Below are 17607 nucleotides of genomic sequence, written 5' to 3' on the forward strand. Positions count from 1 at the left end.
CTGTCCCCGGCGGGGGACTTATGTCCTCGCCAAGAGCGATCCAGACAGCCCCGAAAGGCAGGTCACATCCCATGACACCCGATCAGGTCCGCCCCTGGCGCAGCATCGAGCGACGGAAGAGCCGCCAGATCTCCGTCGGAAACGTGAAGGTCGGGGGGGACGCCCCGATCTCCGTCCAGACGATGACCAACACGCTGACCACCGACGTGGCCGGCACCGTCGCACAGATCCAAGCCGCGGCGGAGGCGGGCGCCGACATCGTGCGGGTCTCAGTGCCCGACGAAGCCTCCTCCAAGGCGCTCAAGGAGATCGTGGCGGAGAGCCCGGTTCCCATCGTCGCCGATATCCACTTCCATTATCGCCGCGGCATCGAGGCGGCAGAGGCGGGTGCCGCCTGCCTCAGGATCAACCCCGGCAACATCGGCGCCCCCGAGCGGGTTCGCGAGGTGGTGAACGCGGCGAAGGATCACGGGTGCTCCATCCGGATTGGCGTCAATGCCGGGAGCCTCGAGCGGCATCTGCTCGAGAAATACGGCGAGCCGTGTCCCGAGGCGATGGTCGAGAGTGCGCTCGACCACATCCGCATCCTCGAGGATCACGATTTCCACGAGTACAAGATCAGCGTGAAGGCGTCCGATGTCTTCCTCGCCGCTGCGGCCTATCAGGGCATCGCCGAGGCGACGGATGCGCCGATCCACCTCGGCATCACCGAGGCGGGCGGGCTCGTCTCCGGGACGATCAAGAGCGCCATCGGCCTTGGCAACCTTTTGTGGATGGGGATCGGCGACACGATCCGCGTCTCGCTCTCCGCCGATCCGGTGGAGGAGATCAAGGTCGGCTTCGAGATCCTGAAATCCCTGGGCCTGCGTCATCGCGGTGTGAACATCATTTCCTGTCCGTCCTGTGCGCGCCAGGGATTCGACGTGATCAAGACGGTGAGCGAACTCGAGCACCGGCTGGAGCACATCAAGACGCCGATGTCCCTGTCCATCATCGGGTGTGTGGTGAACGGCCCGGGCGAGGCGCTCCTGACCGATGTCGGGTTCACCGGCGGCGGCGCCGGGAACGGCATGGTCTATCTCGCCGGCAAGCAGAGCCACCGCATGTCGAACGACCAGATGATCGACCACATCGTCGAGCAGGTGGAGGCGAAGGCTGCGGAGATCGACGCGCGGGAGGCCGAGGAGATCGCTTCGGCGACCGCGGCCGAGTAAGGCCGCGCGCCGGCCGCCTCAGAGCAGCCCGGCGAGGATCCGCAGAAGCTGCTTCGACCTGACCGGCTTCACGAGGACCGGCACCCCCGGGTAGCGGGCATCGAGGTCGGTCTCTTCGCCGTGGCCCGTATGGATCAGGAACGGGATGTTTCGCTTGGTCAGGATCTCCGCCACGGGGTCCGAATCCTCTCCGCGCAGGTCCATGTCGAGGATCGCGGCGTCGATGCGACCGCGCCTCGCGAATCCCTCCGCCTTGGCCAGCGTGTGGGCCGGCCCGACGACGCGAGCCCCGGCACTTTCCAGTTCGTACTGCAGTTCCAGCGCAATGATCGCCTGATCCTCCACCAGAAAGATGGTGCGACCGACGAGGATGCTGGGGTCGGCTTCGTTGATTTCTGTCACGATCCACCCTCGCGGCGCGCGTCCACGAGCGGCATCCTCAGCTGCATGTGCACCTGATCCTCGGAGCGGTTGCGTTCTATCTCGCCGTCGAGCTGGGCCGTGCAGGCGCGGACGAGCTGGGTGCCGAAGCCCATGGACGCGTCCCGCCGGTGCGGACCTCCCCGCTCGGTCCAGTCGATCTGAAGCCACTGGGGACCGCCCTCCTCGACGGGGGGCTGACGCTGCCAGGCGATATCGAGCATACCGTCTGGCACCGACCAGGCGCCGTGTTTCTGGGCATTCGTCGCCATCTCGTTGAGGATCATGCCGAGGGGCGGGACCGCCTCGCTCGGGATGAGAACGGGAAGCCCGGACCGGCAGGTCTGGTATTCCCGGCCGTAGGGCAGAAGGATGCGGTCGAGCAACGCCTCGATCCGAACCGGCTGGAGCTGCCCGGCTTCCATGCCGATCGTGTAGGCTGCCGAAAGGGCCTCGATCCTGTCGGTGATCCGGTCGACGAGGGCCTCGGTCCCGTCATCCTCGCGTGCCGTCATCCGCACGATGCCGGAGAGGATCGAGAAGAGGTTCTTCACCCGGTGATTGAGCTCCCGGTTGAGAAAGGCCAGGCGTTCGCGTCGCTCCATCTCCTCGGTAATGTCGAGATTGAGGCCGAAGAGCCATTTGGCGCCGTTGTCGCGCTCCATGACGCGGCCGCGGCCGTGGAGCCACCGGGGCCGAACCCCCTTGCCGATGCGGAAGCGCAGATCGAAGGTAATCCCATCCTCGACGGCGAGACGGACCGCGTGCTGAACCTTGGATAGGTCCGTGGGATGGATCTGGTCCAGGAACGCTTCGATGCGGTTTACCGGCTTCCCGAACCCGTACATCTCCAGGACCGCGTCATCGGTCAGTATTTCCCCGGTATCGGTATTCCACTCGAAGGTCCCGCACCGCGCCGCGTCCAGCGCGAAGGCGAGCCGTTCGCCATGGTCATGGGCGCTCTGACGGGCGATGAGTTCGTCGCTCACGTCCACCGCGGAGACGACGAATTCGGCGACGAGCCCGGCTTCGTCCAGGATGGGCGCGGTCTGACAGCGCAGGGGCAGATCGCCCGATTGCGTGCGCACCGTGACCTCGAAGCGCACCACCTTTCCGGAGCGGGAGCGTTCTTTCCGGAGCGGGAGCGTTCGATGGCGGAGTGAACCTGCTCCACGAGCGTAGCGTCGTGATTGAACCAGTACGTGTCCCAGAACGGTTGCCCGAGGACGTCTTCGCGGTCGAGGCCACCTTGGGCGAGGGCCTCGCGATCGACATCCTTGAGACGACCCTCGGCATCGAGGACGGCCACGAAGGCGACGAGCCCGTCGATCACCTGCCGCCACCGAACCGCATCCCACTCGGAGCTGCGAGCTTGCGTCGCCGTCAAAACGTGTACCCTCCCTACGGGAACAACCTATGCGATGGTAGCGAACTTGAAGCGCGCCTCAAGCCCGTGATTTGTCGTTTTCATTGCCCGCCTCCGGCCGGGAGTCTAGGGCAGGCGAGGCCCGATACGATCACGAGGATTTCATAACATGAGACGATCAGCGCGCGGCGATGTCGATCCCTTCATCGTCATGGACGTGATGGAACGGGCCCGCGCCGCCGAGGCCGCAGGGCGACGCATCGTGCACATGGAGGTCGGACAGCCCGGCACCGGCGCGCCGAAGGGCGCCAGGGACGCGGTCGCGGCGGCGATGGAGGCGGGCCCGCTCGGATATACCGTCGCGCTCGGCCTGCCGGAGCTCAGGGCGCGGATCGCCCGGCTCTATGCCCAGTGGTACGGAATCGATCTCGATCCGGCTCGCGTCATCGTGACCCCCGGAGCCTCGGGCGCCTTCATCCTGGCGTTCACGGCGCTGTTCGAGGCGGGGGAGAAGGTCGGTCTCGGCCTGCCGGGATATCCGTCCTACAGGCAGATCCTGCGCGCCCTGTCGCTCCAGCCCGTCGGCTTGCCGACGGCCCCCGAGGCCCGCTACCAGCCTGTTCCGGACGACGTGCCGCCGGGTCTGGCCGGCCTGATTCTCGCCTCGCCCTCGAACCCGTCGGGGACCATGCTCGACCGCGTCGCGCTTGGCGCCCTGGCGGAACGGTGCCGCGAGACCGGCACCGCGCTCATTGCCGACGAGATCTATCATGGCATCCAGTACGAGGGCCGCGCGATCAGCGCGCTCGAGGTCGACCCGGACGCCATCATCGTGAACTCCTTCTCCAAGTACTTCTCCATGACCGGCTGGCGCATCGGCTGGCTCGTCGTCCCGGAGGCAGAGGTGCGCCGCTACGAGCGGCTGGCGCAGAACCTCTTCATCTGCACGACCCATGCCAGCCAGGTCGCGGCGCTCGCGGCGATGGACTGCACCGAGGAGCTGGACCGCAATGTCGGGGTCTACGCCGCGAACCGGGCGCTCTTGCTGGAGGGACTGCCGAAGGCGGGCTTCACCGACTTCGCTCCGCCGGACGGGGCCTTCTATGTCTATGCCGGCCTCGATGGGATCTCGGAGGACAGCCTCGCCTTCGCGGGCGAGGTGCTGGACCGGGCAGGGGTGGCGGTGACGCCCGGGCTCGACTTCGACCCAGCCCGGGGCAGGCGGACCCTGCGGTTCTCCTATGCCCGGTCCACCGCGGATATCACGGAGGGGCTGGAGAGGCTGACGGAGTTCATGTCCCGCCGCTGAGACTGTTCCCCGGATCGCCGGCCTCTGGTATCGACGGCTCCGGGAGTGGTGGCCGATCCCGAGCAGGCCCCCGAGTGAGACATGAGAGCCATCCATCTTCTGCGCGCCGCCTGCCTCGCAGCCGCGGCCCTCGTGGCGGTCCTAGGTGCGGTGCCCCTTGCCGCACAGCAGGACCTGTCCGCCGCCGCGCGCCTCGATCCCGCCGCCTCCGCCGCCGAGGAAACCCGGCAGGGCCCCGTCCTTGCCCTCGCGCTCGACCGGCCGGTGCCGTGGCGGGTGGAGATGTTGGACGCGCCGCCGCGCCTCGTGCTCGATCTGAAGACGCTGGACCTTTCGCGCCTGCCGGAGCTTGCGGTCTCGGATCCGTTCGGGGCGCCGCGGGCCGGTGAGGCGAGTGGCGGCTGGACGCGACTCGTCTTCGATCTGTCCCGCCCCCTTGCCGTGTCCGAAGCCGGCATGACGACGGGGGGCGAGGGCGGTCGCGCGCGCATCGAGGTGACCCTGAAAGAGGCCGAAGGCGTCTCCCCCGCCGCGGCCGCGCCTTCTCAGGCGGCGACCACCGGGCCACGCAGACCCGTCATCGTTCTCGATCCCGGCCATGGCGGCGTCGATCCCGGCGCCGTCCGCGATCACGTCCACGAGGCGGACCTGATGCTCCGTTTTGCGCGGGAATTGCGCGAGGCGCTCCTCAGGACCGGGGAGTGGGACGTCGTCCTCACGCGCGAGGCCGACATGTTCGTCTCGCTCGAGGCCCGGATCGACGTGGCGCGACAGGCCGGCGCCGCCGCGTTCCTGTCCCTCCATGCCGACGCGGTGCCGGAGGGCGTGGCGCGGGGCGCGCAGGTCTATACCCTCGCGGACGAGGCCTCCTCCCGCGCGACCCGCCAGCTTGCCGAGCGGCACGCCAGGGACGACCTTCTCGGCGGTGTCGATCTCGCCGGTCACGACGATGTCGTCGCGCACCTTCTGATCGAGATGGCCCGCCGCGACACGGCGCCGCGCTCGGATGCGCTCGCCGATCACCTCGTCGCCGCGATTCAGGGTGCCGGCATCCAGCCGCACAAGCGCCCGCGGGAGGAGGCGGGCTTCTCCGTCCTCAAGGCGCCGGACATCCCCTCGGCCCTCATCGAGGTCGGCTTCATTTCCAGCCAGAGCGAGCTTCGGAAGCTTCAATCGGACGAGTGGCGCGCGCGAATGGCCGCCGCCATCGTCTCCGGCCTCTCGGACTGGATGGCAGAGGCCGCATCCCGGCAACCCGGCTGAGGCGCCCTCCAGGCGATGGACGCACGGGCCGCGCGGAGGGGCCGGGCGTGCCGCGTCCTCGCCTTCCCTCGCGCCATCGTGGTGGCCGAGCGGGGCGGGGCGTTGTTGACCACCAGACGGGCCGGGGATAGGTAGCTCTGGCAAGGCACCCATCCGAGGCACCCCATGGACGCTCTTCTCAGCGACTATCTGCCCATTCTCATCTTCCTGGCGCTGGCGATCGGCCTCGGCGTCGTGCTCATCCTCGCCGGCCTCGTGCTCGCGGTGCGGCACCCCGATCCCGAGAAGGTCAGCGCCTACGAATGCGGGTTCAACGCCTTCGACGATGCGCGGATGAAGTTCGACGTGCGGTTCTACCTCGTCTCGATCCTGTTCATCATCTTCGATCTCGAAGTGGCGTTCCTGTTCCCCTGGGCCGTGGCGTTCCAGTACATCTCGATGACGGCCTTCTGGTCGATGATCGTGTTCCTTGGGGTCCTGACGATCGGCTTCGCCTACGAATGGAAGAAGGGGGCACTCGAATGGGAGTGAGCACCGCCGCATACGACGCCGGTCCCGACAAGGAGGTCGCCACGCAGACCCTGAACCGGGAGCTGCAGGACAAGGGCTTTCTCGTCACCTCGACCGCGGACATCATCAACTGGGCGCGCACCGGCTCGCTGCACTGGATGACGTTCGGCCTGGCCTGCTGCGCGATCGAGATGATGCAGATGTCCATGCCGCGCTACGACGTGGAGCGCTTCGGCGCCGCGCCGCGCGCCTCGCCGCGCCAGTCGGACCTGATGATCGTCGCTGGCACGCTGACCAACAAGATGGCGCCCGCCCTGCGCAAGGTCTACGACCAGATGCCGGAGCCGCGCTACGTAATGTCGATGGGGTCCTGCGCCAATGGCGGCGGGTACTACCATTACAGCTACTCCGTCGTCCGTGGCTGCGACCGGATCATCCCGGTGGACATCTATGTCCCCGGCTGCCCGCCGACGGCGGAAGCGACGCTCTATGGCGTTCTGCAGCTTCAGAGGAAGATCCGCCGCACGGGCACCATCATACGCTGAAGGATCCGCAATGAGCGACGCCCTCAACGAGCTCGGCAGCCATATCGAGAAGGCCCGCCCGGATTGCATCTCCGGCTGGACAGTCTCCCATGGCGAACTGACGCTGACCGCCTCGCTGCCGACGCTGCGGGGCCTGACCGAATTCCTGCGGGACGATTCCAGCTGCGCCTTCACCACGCTGGTGGACATCACCGCTGCGGATTACCCCGCGCGGGACCGCCGGTTCGACGTGATCTACCACTTCCTGTCGATGACGCGGAACCAGCGCATCCGGATCAAGGCCGCTGCCCGGGAGGATGACCTGATCCCCTCGATCGTGTCGGTCTTCCCGGCGTCCAACTGGTTCGAGCGCGAGATCTTCGACATGTTCGGCCTGCTGTTCTCGGGCCACCCGGACCTGCGCCGCATCCTCACCGATTACGGCTTCCGTGGCTTCCCCCTGCGCAAGGACTTTCCGACGACGGGCTATACCGAGGTGCGGTACGACGATCGCCAGAAGCGCGTGGTCTACGAGCCGGTGAAGCTTGTGCAGGAATATCGGCAGTTCGACTTCATGAGCCCGTGGGAGGGTGCCGACTACATCCTTCCCGGAGACGACAAGGCGGAGCAGAAGCCGTGATGCGTCCGGCGCCCTGCCAGCACGACCAGACCCGAGCCGCGCACCGCGCGGCCTTCCAGGAGGCTTGACGTCATGGACGGCTCCAAAGGTTTCGAAGACGCCCTCACCGGCGAGCAGCAGATCCGCAACTTCAACATCAACTTCGGCCCGCAACACCCTGCGGCGCACGGGGTTCTGCGGCTAGTTCTCGAACTGGACGGCGAAATCGTCGAACGTTGCGATGCGCATATCGGGCTGCTTCACCGCGGCACCGAGAAGCTGATGGAGAGCCGGACCTACCTGCAGAACCTGCCCTACTTCGATCGCCTCGACTATGTCAGCCCGATGAACCAGGAGCATGCGTGGTGCCTGGCGATCGAGCGTCTGACCGGCACCGAGGTGCCGCGCCGGGCGAGCCTGATCCGGGTGCTGTTCTGCGAGATCGGCCGCGTTCTCAACCACCTTCTGGGCGTGACGACGCAAGCGATGGACGTGGGCGCGCTGACGCCGCCGCTCTGGGGCTTCGAGCAGCGTGAGACGCTGATGACCTTCTACGAGCGGGCCTGCGGCGCGCGGCTTCACTCCGCGTATTTCCGTCCCGGCGGCGTTCACCAGGACATCACGCCGAAGCTGATCGACGACATCGAGGCATGGACGGAGACGTTCCCGAGCATCGTCGATGACCTGGACAGCCTTCTGACAGACAACCGGATCTTCAAGCAGCGCAATGCCGATATCGCGGTTGTCTCCCGCCAGGAGGCGCTCGACTGGGGCATGTCCGGCGTCATGGTGCGCGGCTCCGGCCTCGCCTGGGACCTTCGCCGGGCGCAGCCCTACGAGTGCTACGACGAATTCGACTTCAAGATCCCCGTCGGCAAGAACGGCGACTGCTACGACCGCTACCTCTGCCGCATGGCGGAGATGCGCGAATCGACGAAGATCATCAAGCAGGCCTGCGAGAAGCTACGCGCCGAGCCGGGCCCCGTGATGACGCGCGGGAAGATCTCTCCGCCCACCCGGAGCGACATGAAGACGTCGATGGAAGCGCTGATCCATCACTTCAAGCTCTACACCGAGGGCTTCCACGTCCCGGCCGGCGAGATCTACGCCGCCGTCGAGGCGCCCAAGGGCGAGTTCGGCGTCTACCTCATCGCGGACGGGACCAACCGGCCCTATCGCGCCAAGATCCGCGCTCCTGGCTACCTGCACATGCAGGCGATGGACCATTTGTCCCGCGGGCACCAGCTTGCCGACGTCGCGGCGATCATCGGCACGCTCGATATCGTCTTCGGCGAGGTGGACCGCTAGAGCGCACGCTGTCGTCCCGGCCCGGCCGGGGCGCACCTTGCGTGAGAAGAAAAAGCAATACGAGGGCCCGATGCTCCGCCGTCTCCATCCCGAACAGCCCGACAGCTTCGCCTTCTCGGCAGAGAACCACGCCTGGGCCGAAGCGCAGATCACCAAGTTTCCCGAAGGCCGCCAGGCCAGCGCGATCATCCCGCTGCTGTGGCGCGCCCAGGAACAGGAAGGCTGGCTGACCCGGCCCGCGATCGAGCATGTCGCCGACATGCTGGGCATGGCGCGGATCCGCGCGCTCGAGGTCGCCACCTTCTACTTCATGTTCCAGCTCCAGCCGACCGGGTCGGTGGCGCATGTCCAGGTCTGCGGCACGACGTCCTGCATGATCTGCGGCGCCGAGGATCTGATGGCGGTCTGCAAGGAAAAGATCGCGCCCCGGCCGCACATGCTGTCCGAAGACGGCAAGTTCTCCTGGGAGGAGGTCGAGTGCCTCGGCGCCTGCGCCAACGCGCCGATGGCGCAGATCGGCAAGGATTACTACGAGGACCTGACCGCCGAGCGATTCGGCGAGATGATCGAGGAGCTGCGGGACGGCAAGGTTCCAACGCCCGGCTCCCAGATCGGTCGTTTCTCTTCCGAGCCGAAGGGCAATCTCACCAGCCTTGCGGCGCATGAAGAGGGCAGGGCGGAGACCAATGCCTCCGTCGATCTTGCCACCCGCATCGGAGACACGGTCAAACGGATCGACGGCACCGAGGTGCCGCTCCTCGTGCCGTGGACGGACAAGGGCGGCCGCTCGCAGATCCAGCCGCAGGGTGAGGCCGCGGCGCCTGACGGCGGCGTTCGGGACACGAATCTCGGCGATGGCGGCCTGCCGGATGACGGTGAGACGCCTGGACCGAAGCCCGCCGCCGACACCCCCGTCGATGAGACCGGCGTGACCATGCAGGAAGCCGATGCGACCGAAGCGGCCCGTCCCGAAGCGGGCGAGCCGGGTGAGGCCGCCGGCCATGGCGACGCCTCCGGCGCAGAGATCGGCAGCCCCGGTCACGCAGGCGCCGGCGAAGCGCCCGAGACGGATGATGCGGACGAGGACCACGATGCCGGTCCGGCGAAGGACCTCGGGTCCAAGGGCGGCGGTGAGGGAACGGGCTACGGCGACGGTCCCCGCGCGGCGCAGGACGATCCCGCCATCGCGCCCTCCGAGGACAGCCCGGTCGCGGGCGACATGCCGGCCGGCAAAGCCGCAGCCGGGACCGCCGCGGAGACAACGGGATCCGAGCCGCCCCGCCTCGACGGCCCGCGGGACGGCAAAGCCGATGATCTGAAGCAGATCGGCGGAATCGGCCCGACCATCGAGAAACGCCTCCACGCGTTCGGCATCTATCATCTCGACCAGATCGCCGCCTGGACGCCTGCGGAGATGGCCTGGATCGACGATCACCTGAACTTCGCCGGCCGCGTCGAGCGCGAGAACTGGACCGGGCAGGCGTCCGATCTCCTCGCCGGACGCGACAGCGAGGCGTGACCGCGCTATAATTCCCGGAAGCGGCCCCAGGGCCGCGTCCTTATGGGGGTACACGCCGATGCTGGGCTCGAACATCTCGCCAGAAGACGAACGCCGCGCGATCAAGATCGGGGCGGCGGGAGGGCTTTTCGTCTTCCTCGTGGCCTGGGCGACGACCGGAGCGGGGTTCCTGGGCGGGTTGCTGATCGGCATTCTCGCGATGGTCGCGATCTTCTTCGGGATGCTCTTCTGGGGCCGGCGCTGGCTGAAGACGGTCGGCGATCTGGGTGTGCCCGGGGTGTCCGGCGGCCTCTACGGCACCGCGACGAGCGGCGGGGCCGAGCCTCTGCGCCGCGACGCCGAGCCGACGCCTGAAGCCGCAACTGAAGCTCGTCCGGACCGCGCGCCTGACCCTGTGTCCACGAGCCAGGGCTCGAAGACGAGTGCGGCGGCCGAAGTTCGCTCCACGCCGCGGGCCGTGATAGGCAGCGCAAGCGAGGAAGCGTCGGACGAGGCGGGCGCCCATGTCGCGGCGAGCGAGCCCGAAGTTGCGCCGCGCGAGGCCGCCCAATCCGCATCCGGCAAGCCACGCACCGATGCGGCGGCGCCTGAAGCCGCACCCGCCCCGGCCGCTACGGGCGGTGAAGCCGGGGCCGACTCGAAGGGCGACGCGTCTGCCAAGGCTCCGGAGCGGCTCGACGGTCCGCGCGAGGGTGGCGGTGACGATCTGTTGCGTATCAAGGGTATAGGGCCGAAGCTGAAATCGATCCTGCACGACGAGGGGATCTACCATCTCGACCAGATCGCGGGCTGGACGCCGGCCGAGGTCGCCTGGGTCGACGAGCATATCGAAGCCTTCCGGGGACGCGCGTCCCGGGACGACTGGGTCGGACAGGCGCGCCTGCTTGTTGCCGAGGACGATGCGTCAGGCGAGACGACCGGGGTGGACAACAGCTCCGAACCGGGCGAGGCGAAGGATTGATGACGGAGCCGCGCCGGAAAGAGGATCGGTCCGCGCCGGACGGAGCGGCGCTCGCCAAGCGTCGCTCGGCCGGTGTCGTGATCGCGCTGTCGGGACTGGCCGCGCTCCTGGCGCCCTGGATCGTCGCGACCACCGGCCTCGCGCCGCGCTACGAGATGCTGTTCTACTTCGCCGCCCTGGCCGGGTTCGTCTGGTCGCTGGCGGTTCTGTTTCAAATTCTGCGGGACAGGGGATGACCCTTGCCCGCCTGCCGATCGAAGAAAGAGGCCTGAGATGCTGAAGGACGAAGACCGTATCTTCACCAACCTCTACGGGATGCACGAGCGCACCCTCAAAGGGGCCCGGGCGCGGGGCCACTGGGACAATACCGCCGACCTGATCGGCAAGGGCCGCGACTGGATCGTCGAGACGATGAAATCCTCCGGCCTGCGCGGCCGCGGAGGCGCGGGCTTCCCGACCGGTCTCAAGTGGTCCTTCATGCCGAAGGAAAGCGACGGACGGCCGCATTATCTCGTGGTCAATGCCGACGAATCCGAACCCGGCACCTGCAAGGACCGGGAGATCATGCGCCACGATCCGCATACGCTGATCGAGGGCTGCCTCATCGCCTCCTTCGCGATGGGGGCGAACAACTGCTACATCTACATCCGGGGTGAGTACATCCGCGAGCGCGAGGCGCTTCAGGCGGCGATCGACGAAGCCTATGACGCGGGTCTGCTTGGCAAGAACGCGGCCGGATCCGGCTGGGATTTCGACCTCTACCTCACCCACGGTGCGGGCGCCTATATCTGCGGCGAGGAAACGTCCCTCCTCGAAAGTCTCGAGGGCCGCAAGGGCATGCCGCGGATGAAACCGCCCTTCCCGGCGGGGGCGGGCCTCTATGGCTGCCCGACCACGGTGAACAACGTGGAGAGCATCGCGGTCGTGCCGACGATCCTGCGCCGGGGCGGCGAGTGGTTCGCCTCCTTCGGCCGCCCGAACAACGCCGGCACCAAGGTCTTCGCGATCTCGGGGCATGTCGAGCGGCCCTGCGTTGTCGAGGAGGAGATGTCGATTTCCTTCGAGGAACTGATCGAGCGCCATTGCGGCGGCATCCGCGGCGGCTGGGACAACCTCAAGGCGGTGATTCCGGGCGGCGCGTCCGTGCCGCTCCTGCCGGGCGCGACGGCCCGCGAGGCGATCATGGATTTCGACTGGCTCAGGGAGCAGAAGTCCGGCCTCGGCACGGCAGCGGTGATCGTCATGGATCAGTCCTGCGACGTCATCAAGGCGATCTGGCGCCTGTCCAAGTTCTACAAGCACGAGAGCTGCGGCCAGTGCACGCCGTGTCGCGAGGGCACCGGCTGGATGATGCGGGTCATGGACCGCCTGGTCACGGGCGAGGCGGAACCCGCCGAGATCGACATGCTGCTCGACGTGACCAAGCAGGTCGAGGGTCACACGATCTGTGCGCTCGGTGACGCGGCGGCTTGGCCGATCCAGGGCCTCATCCGGCACTTCCGGGACGAGATCGAGGACCGGATCGCGCACAAGCGCAAGGGACGCTCGCCGGCGATCGCGGCGGAATAGGCGCGGCGGGCCGGCGGCCCGGCGAATGCGACGAGAAGAGCCCGGGCGCGTCTGCGACCCGGGCTCCTTTCTGTCCGGCCTCCGGTCTGGTGGCGGGTAACCGGCAATGCGGATCAGTACCGAGCGGTCTCGCGGGGGCGCTGGATCGCCGGCGCGTAGAGTTCCTCCTCGCGGCTCGCCTTGATGAATCGCGCAAGGGCGAATCCCGCGAGGGCAAGGCCGCCGAGGAACAGGGCCGTCTTCACGGTGTCGTTGCGGTCGAGGTCGTAGAGGGTCATCGAGGACCTCCTGTAAATGACTTTGGGCTATGGAACGATACCGGTGCGGCCTCGGTTCCCGCGATACCAGTAAAGCAAGGGCTGTCGCGTTCGTGATAGGGGGGAACGGGGCCTGGTTATTGCATAGCCGCAGTGCCGCGGTCAGCTGTTGGCGTCAACGACACACCAGTTCCGGAAAGCGCCAATGCTTCGATCCACTGCCCTGTCCCTGCTTCTTCTGTCCGCCGCCGCGACGGGCGCCAATGCCCAGGGCCTGAGAGGTGAAACGGATATCAATGCCGGCCTCAAGGCCACCGCGACCGCCGTCGAACTCAGCGACAACTGCCCCGGCGTCAATGCTCGTCTGCTCCGCGGCATAAACTACCTCAGGCAGCTCGAGCAGATGGCGAAGGATCGCGGTTACTCGCAGAGCGAGATCGACGCCTATGTCGACAGCAGGAAGGACAAGAAACGTCTCGAGGCGGAAGCCCGCGCCGAACTCTCAGCCAAGGGGGCCGTGGAGGGGGACCGGGAGAGCTATTGCAAGGTCGCCCGCGCCGAGATGGCGGAAGGCAGCGCCATCGGCCGCCTGCTTCGGTAGGGCGGGGCTGCGGCGGGCAGGACGTCATGCGGGAGGCGGTCCCCTTCGGCTGACGCCAGCTCCCGCCGGCCTTCGACCTTGCGTTAACTCTCCTCACATCAGCGACACGATGACGCCCGGAGCGCCCCCATCGGCCTCGACCCCCTTGCTCCCGCTGGCGCCTTGGGGCATCCCGCGGTAGAACCTGCTGACGGCGGGGGCCGTGCGCGATCACGCGGACCGCCCCGGCAGACGAGCGAGAGGCCAGTCCCAATGTCCGATCTTCGCAAGATCATCATCGACGACGCCGAGATCGAAGTCGATCCGGCCATGACCCTCATTCAGGCCTGCGAGCAGGCTGGGATCGAGATCCCGCGCTTCTGTTATCACGAGCGGCTATCCATCGCGGGCAACTGCCGGATGTGCCTCGTGGAGGTCGTGGGCGGCCCGCCGAAGCCCGCCGCATCCTGCGCCATGCAGGTCCGGGACCTCAGGCCGGGCAAGGACGGCGCGCCGCCGCAGGTGAAGACCAATTCCCCGATGGTGAAGAAGGCCCGCGAGGGGGTGATGGAGTTCCTGCTCATCAACCACCCGCTCGACTGCCCGATCTGCGACCAGGGCGGCGAATGCGACCTGCAGGACCAGGCGATGGCCTACGGTGTCGATTTCTCCCGCTATCGCGAGCCGAAGCGCGCCACCGAGGACCTGAATCTCGGCCCCCTCGTCGAGACGCACATGACGCGCTGCATCTCCTGCACCCGCTGCGTGAGGTTCACCACCGAGGTCGCCGGCATCACGCAGATGGGCCAGACCGGGCGCGGCGAGGATGCGGAGATCACCTCCTATCTCGGCGAGACGCTCGGCTCGAACCTTCAGGGCAACATCATCGACCTGTGCCCCGTGGGCGCGCTGGTCTCCAAGCCCTACGCCTTCACGGCCCGCCCCTGGGAGCTGACCAAGACCGAGACCATCGACGTGATGGACGCGCTCGGCTCCAACATCCGGGTGGACACCAAGGGCCGCGAGGTCATGCGGATCCTGCCTCGGAACAACGACTGGATCAACGAGGAGTGGATCTCCGACAAGACCCGCTTCGTCTTCGACGGCCTGCGCCGCCAGCGCCTTGACCGGCCTTACCTGCGGCAGGACGGCAAGCTGCGCCCCGCCACCTGGCCCGAGGCGCTCGCGGCCGTGGCCGGCGCGCTGAAAGATGCGAAGAAGGCGCTCGGCCTCGTGGGCGATCTTGCGCCCGTCGAGGCGGCCTTCTCGCTCAAGCAGCTGATCGAGGGGCAGGGCGGTACGGTGGAGTGCCGGACCGACGGGGCGAAGCTCGATGCGGCGGATCGCGGCACTTATGTCGGCACCGCCGCGATCGAGGACCTCGATACGGCGCGGAACATCCTTCTCGTCGGCACCAACCCCGCGGCTGAGGCGCCGGTCCTGAACGCGCGCATCCGCAAGGCGTGGCTGGCCGGCGGGTCCGTCTCCGCGATCGGCGAGGCGGCCGAGCTGACCTACGATTACGAGCATCTGGGTCCCGACCGTGCGGCGCTCACCGATCTGGCCGGGCGCGACTCCTTCCCCGAAGGCCCGTCCGTCATCGTGGTGGGGCAGGGCGCCCTGCAGGGCGAGGACGGGGCGGACGTCATGGCGAGCCTGCGCCAGCTTGCCGCGAAGGCGGAGGCCGGACTTCTCGTTCTGCACACCGCCGCCTCTCGCGTGGGGGCGCTCGATGTCGGTGCCGTGTCCGAAGGGGGCGTCACCGCCGCGATGGACGGCGCTGACGTGATCTACAGCCTCGGCGCTGACGAGGTGGAGATCGCCGAGGGGCCGTTCGTGATCTACCAGGGTAGCCACGGCGACCGCGGTGCACACCGGGCGGACGTGATTCTCCCGAGCGCTGCGTGGACCGAGGAGAACGGTCTCTTCGTGAACACCGAAGGCCGTCCGCAGCTCGCCTTCCGGGCCGGCTTCGCGCCGGGCGAGGCGAAGGAGAACTGGGCGATCCTCAGGGCCCTCTCCGCCGAGCTGGGATCGGTGCAGCCGTGGGACAGCCTGGCACAGCTTCGCCAGCGCCTCGTCTCCGCCCATGCGCATCTCAAGCGGATCGACGAGCGTGCCGAGCTTGAGAGCGACGCGCCGGCGACTGCGGGCAAGCTGGGATCGGGGGCGTTCGCCTCCCCGGTCAGGGACTTCTACCTGACCAATCCCGTCGCCCGGGCGAGCGCGCTGATGGCGGAACTATCAGCGGCGGCGAAGGAACGTGCCGGCAACGGCGAGCGGCTCGCGGCGGAGTGAGTCTCCGCCGGGGTCTCGCGGGACTCGCGCTTCTCGGCCTCGCGGCATGCGGGGCCGGCACCTCCGAAAAGACGGAGGCGCCTGCGACGGTTCGCCCCGCCGCGCCGCCGGGCGGCATATACGACGGCGTGCGGACGCGGCTACTGGGCGACGATCTCGTTCTTTTCGTCGTGGAGATGCGGGGCGCGCGGGACGCGGCGGACGTGGACGACTACGCCCGCTGCGCCGCAGCACGATATACCCTGATCCGGGGGTACGGGTTTGCCCGTCACGTCAGGACAAGGGTTGCGGAAGAGGGTGGCGTTTGGCGCGCGGATGCGGTTTACACGGTCTCGCCAGCGCTACCGGAGGGCATTCTGAGGATCGACGCCGAGGTGACGGTCCAGGATTGCGACGAACGGGGCATACCGACGATCTGAGGTAGGGAATGGGTACCTTCATCCAAACCACGGCAGGCAGTGCACTGCTCATCACGCTTTACGGGGTTCTGCTCCTCGGCTTCGTGATGATCTCGCTGCTGTTCCTCGTTTACGGGGACCGTAAGATCTGGGCCGCGGTCCAGATGCGGCGCGGGCCGAACGTTGTGGGCGCCTTCGGGCTTCTGCAATCGGTGGCCGACGCTCTGAAATACGTCCTCAAGGAGGTCGTGATCCCGGCGGGCGCGGACAAGGCGATCTTCCTGCTCGCGCCGCTACTGTCCTTCGTCCTCGCGATGGTCGCCTGGGCCGTGATTCCCTTCAACGAGCACTGGGTGCTGGCGGACATCAACGTCGCCGTCCTGTTCCTGTTCGCCGTCTCCTCGCTGGAGGTCTACGGCGTGATCATGGGCGGGTGGGCGTCGAACTCGAAGTATCCGTTCCTCGGCAGCCTCCGCTCCGCCGCCCAGATGATCTCCTACGAGGTCTCGCTCGGTCTCATCATCATCGGCGTCGTGATCTCGGCGGGCTCGCTGAACTTCAACGATATCGTCCGCGCGCAGGACGGGGCGTTCGGCCTCCTGAACTGGTTCTGGCTGCCGCACCTGCCGATGGTCGCGCTGTTCTTCATCTCCTGCCTCGCGGAGACGAACCGGGCGCCGTTCGACCTTCCCGAGGCCGAGTCGGAACTCGTCGCGGGCTACCAGGTAGAATATTCCTCGACGCCGTTCCTGCTCTTCATGGCCGGCGAGTATATCGCGATCTTCCTGCTCTGCGCCGTGAACTCGCTGCTGTTCTTCGGCGGCTGGCTCTCCCCGATCCCGGGCCTGCCGGACGGCGCGCTCTGGCTCGTGGCGAAGATGGCCTTCTTCTTCTTCCTCTTCGCCATGGTGAAGGCCGTGGTGCCGCGCTACCGCTACGACCAGCTGATGCGCATCGGCTGGAAGGTCTTCCTTCCGCTGTCGCTGATCTGGGTCGTCCTGATCGCGTTCCTCGCCAAGTTCGAGGTGCTGGGCGGCTTCTGGGCACGCTACGCGGTGGGGGGCTGAGGCATGTCCTACGCCTCGGATCTGGGCGGCTGGCTGGCGGGGCTGTCCCTGCGGGAGCTGCACCAAGAAGGCGCTACGTTCCGCAAGGCGGTGATCGCCGAGCTCGGCGGGGCCGACGCGTCGGCGCTGGACGATACCCGGCTGGCGCAGGCGGTTCAGGTCTGGCTTGCAGCGCCGCGCGCTGAGTACGATCCCTTCCCGCCGATGCCGGCCGAGGAGGCGAGCGAGATGGGGACGGACATGCGTCTCTACCTCGAGCACCACACCGCCGGCGGCGGGACGCCGGCATCGCTCTCGGTGGACGAGTATGCCGGCGCCCTGCGCATGATGCGCCGCATCCTGCTCGGCGAAATGGGCAGCCCGGAGGCGGGAACGGGGCCCGTGAAGGGCCTCAAGGCAGATTTCAAACTGGGACCCAAGTGACC

General features: G+C 67.6%; 19 protein-coding genes and 1 pseudogene. 16 read left to right on the forward strand and 4 right to left on the reverse strand.

Translation table 11 applies throughout. From position 1 onward, the window contains the following. The first annotated feature begins 71 nt into the window (after positions 1 to 71). On the forward strand, positions 72 to 1214 hold the full coding sequence (gene ispG / locus RM543_RS13325; RefSeq protein ID WP_311692429.1) for a flavodoxin-dependent (E)-4-hydroxy-3-methylbut-2-enyl-diphosphate synthase: 1143 nt from the start codon (positions 72 to 74) through the stop codon (positions 1212 to 1214). A gap of 18 nt (positions 1215 to 1232) precedes the next feature. Here the strand turns inward: ispG and RM543_RS13330 are convergent, their stop codons facing one another. The 3 genes and pseudogenes from RM543_RS13330 to RM543_RS18990 form a co-directional block, all read right to left on the reverse strand. After that, positions 1233 to 1616: a response regulator gene (locus RM543_RS13330; RefSeq protein ID WP_311692431.1), complete on the reverse strand. Its 384-nt coding sequence runs from the start codon at positions 1614 to 1616 to the stop codon at positions 1233 to 1235. Further along, positions 1613 to 2743 carry a sensor histidine kinase gene (locus RM543_RS13335; RefSeq protein ID WP_311692433.1) on the reverse strand — a complete coding sequence of 377 codons (1131 nt, stop codon included), beginning with the start codon at positions 2741 to 2743 and terminating at the stop codon, positions 1613 to 1615. The genes RM543_RS13330 and RM543_RS13335 overlap by 4 nt, the downstream gene beginning before the upstream one ends. A gap of 32 nt (positions 2744 to 2775) precedes the next feature. Then, a pseudogene (locus tag RM543_RS18990) lies at positions 2776 to 2967 on the reverse strand (PAS domain-containing protein); the annotation flags it as partial. Positions 2968 to 3169: 202 nt separating this feature from the next. Here RM543_RS18990 and RM543_RS13340 point away from each other — a divergent pair. The 10 genes from RM543_RS13340 to nuoF all read left to right on the forward strand — a co-directional run bounded on the left by RM543_RS13340 (position 3170) and on the right by nuoF (position 12582). Then, positions 3170 to 4309, forward strand: a complete 1140-nt coding sequence (locus RM543_RS13340; RefSeq protein WP_311692435.1) for a pyridoxal phosphate-dependent aminotransferase — start codon at positions 3170 to 3172, stop codon at positions 4307 to 4309. 81 nt (positions 4310 to 4390) lie between these two features. After that, positions 4391 to 5572, forward strand: a complete 1182-nt coding sequence (locus RM543_RS13345) for an N-acetylmuramoyl-L-alanine amidase (RefSeq protein WP_311692437.1) — start codon at positions 4391 to 4393, stop codon at positions 5570 to 5572. A gap of 165 nt (positions 5573 to 5737) precedes the next feature. Then, the gene (locus tag RM543_RS13350) at positions 5738 to 6103 is read left to right on the forward strand and encodes an NADH-quinone oxidoreductase subunit A (protein WP_116084033.1); all 366 of its coding nucleotides are present in this window, start codon (positions 5738 to 5740) and stop codon (positions 6101 to 6103) included. Beyond that, the gene (locus RM543_RS13355) at positions 6094 to 6627 is read left to right on the forward strand and encodes a NuoB/complex I 20 kDa subunit family protein (protein WP_311692440.1); all 534 of its coding nucleotides are present in this window, start codon (positions 6094 to 6096) and stop codon (positions 6625 to 6627) included. Before RM543_RS13350 ends, RM543_RS13355 begins: the two co-directional genes overlap by 10 nt. Positions 6628 to 6637: 10 nt before the next feature. Further along, positions 6638 to 7246 carry an NADH-quinone oxidoreductase subunit C gene (locus RM543_RS13360; protein WP_311692442.1) on the forward strand — a complete coding sequence of 203 codons (609 nt, stop codon included), beginning with the start codon at positions 6638 to 6640 and terminating at the stop codon, positions 7244 to 7246. A gap of 72 nt (positions 7247 to 7318) precedes the next feature. Next, the gene (locus tag RM543_RS13365) at positions 7319 to 8533 is read left to right on the forward strand and encodes an NADH-quinone oxidoreductase subunit D (RefSeq protein WP_311692444.1); all 1215 of its coding nucleotides are present in this window, start codon (positions 7319 to 7321) and stop codon (positions 8531 to 8533) included. A gap of 70 nt (positions 8534 to 8603) precedes the next feature. Continuing rightward, complete coding sequence (locus RM543_RS13370) at positions 8604 to 10052, forward strand: NADH-quinone oxidoreductase subunit E (protein ID WP_311692446.1); 1449 nt, start codon at positions 8604 to 8606, stop codon at positions 10050 to 10052. Positions 10053 to 10110: 58 nt separating this feature from the next. After that, positions 10111 to 11013, forward strand: coding sequence for a helix-hairpin-helix domain-containing protein (locus tag RM543_RS13375; RefSeq protein ID WP_311692448.1), 903 nt, complete (start codon positions 10111 to 10113; stop codon positions 11011 to 11013). Next, entirely contained in the window at positions 11013 to 11249 is a 237-nt protein-coding gene (locus RM543_RS13380; RefSeq protein WP_311692450.1) for a DUF5337 family protein, read from the forward strand. Before RM543_RS13375 ends, RM543_RS13380 begins: the two co-directional genes overlap by 1 nt. Positions 11250 to 11286: 37 nt before the next feature. Continuing rightward, a complete protein-coding gene (nuoF, locus tag RM543_RS13385; RefSeq protein WP_311692452.1) occupies positions 11287 to 12582 on the forward strand; it encodes an NADH-quinone oxidoreductase subunit NuoF in 1296 nt (431 codons plus the stop codon). A 113-nt stretch (positions 12583 to 12695) separates the two neighbouring features. Here the strand turns inward: nuoF and RM543_RS13390 are convergent, their stop codons facing one another. Beyond that, positions 12696 to 12860, reverse strand: coding sequence for a hypothetical protein (locus tag RM543_RS13390; protein WP_157968930.1), 165 nt, complete (start codon positions 12858 to 12860; stop codon positions 12696 to 12698). 184 nt (positions 12861 to 13044) lie between these two features. On the opposite strand from RM543_RS13390, the gene RM543_RS13395 reads away from it, so the two are divergent. The 5 genes from RM543_RS13395 (at position 13045) to RM543_RS13415 (ending at position 17605) form a co-directional block, all read left to right on the forward strand. Continuing rightward, positions 13045 to 13440: a DUF5333 domain-containing protein gene (locus RM543_RS13395; RefSeq protein WP_311692455.1), complete on the forward strand. Its 396-nt coding sequence runs from the start codon at positions 13045 to 13047 to the stop codon at positions 13438 to 13440. 252 nt (positions 13441 to 13692) lie between these two features. Beyond that, complete coding sequence (gene nuoG / locus RM543_RS13400; RefSeq protein WP_311692457.1) at positions 13693 to 15717, forward strand: NADH-quinone oxidoreductase subunit NuoG; 2025 nt, start codon at positions 13693 to 13695, stop codon at positions 15715 to 15717. Next, positions 15714 to 16136, forward strand: a complete 423-nt coding sequence (locus RM543_RS13405; protein ID WP_311692459.1) for a hypothetical protein — start codon at positions 15714 to 15716, stop codon at positions 16134 to 16136. Before nuoG ends, RM543_RS13405 begins: the two co-directional genes overlap by 4 nt. An 8-nt stretch (positions 16137 to 16144) precedes the next feature. Next, positions 16145 to 17182 carry an NADH-quinone oxidoreductase subunit NuoH gene (gene nuoH / locus RM543_RS13410; RefSeq protein ID WP_116084015.1) on the forward strand — a complete coding sequence of 346 codons (1038 nt, stop codon included), beginning with the start codon at positions 16145 to 16147 and terminating at the stop codon, positions 17180 to 17182. A gap of 3 nt (positions 17183 to 17185) precedes the next feature. Further along, complete coding sequence (locus RM543_RS13415; protein WP_311692462.1) at positions 17186 to 17605, forward strand: hypothetical protein; 420 nt, start codon at positions 17186 to 17188, stop codon at positions 17603 to 17605. Positions 17606 to 17607: the final 2 nt, after the last annotated feature.

Origin of the sequence: Tropicimonas omnivorans, assembly GCF_031846565.1 — a bacterium.
In the GTDB taxonomy this organism is placed as follows: Bacteria; Pseudomonadota; Alphaproteobacteria; order Rhodobacterales; family Rhodobacteraceae; genus Tropicimonas_B; species Tropicimonas_B omnivorans.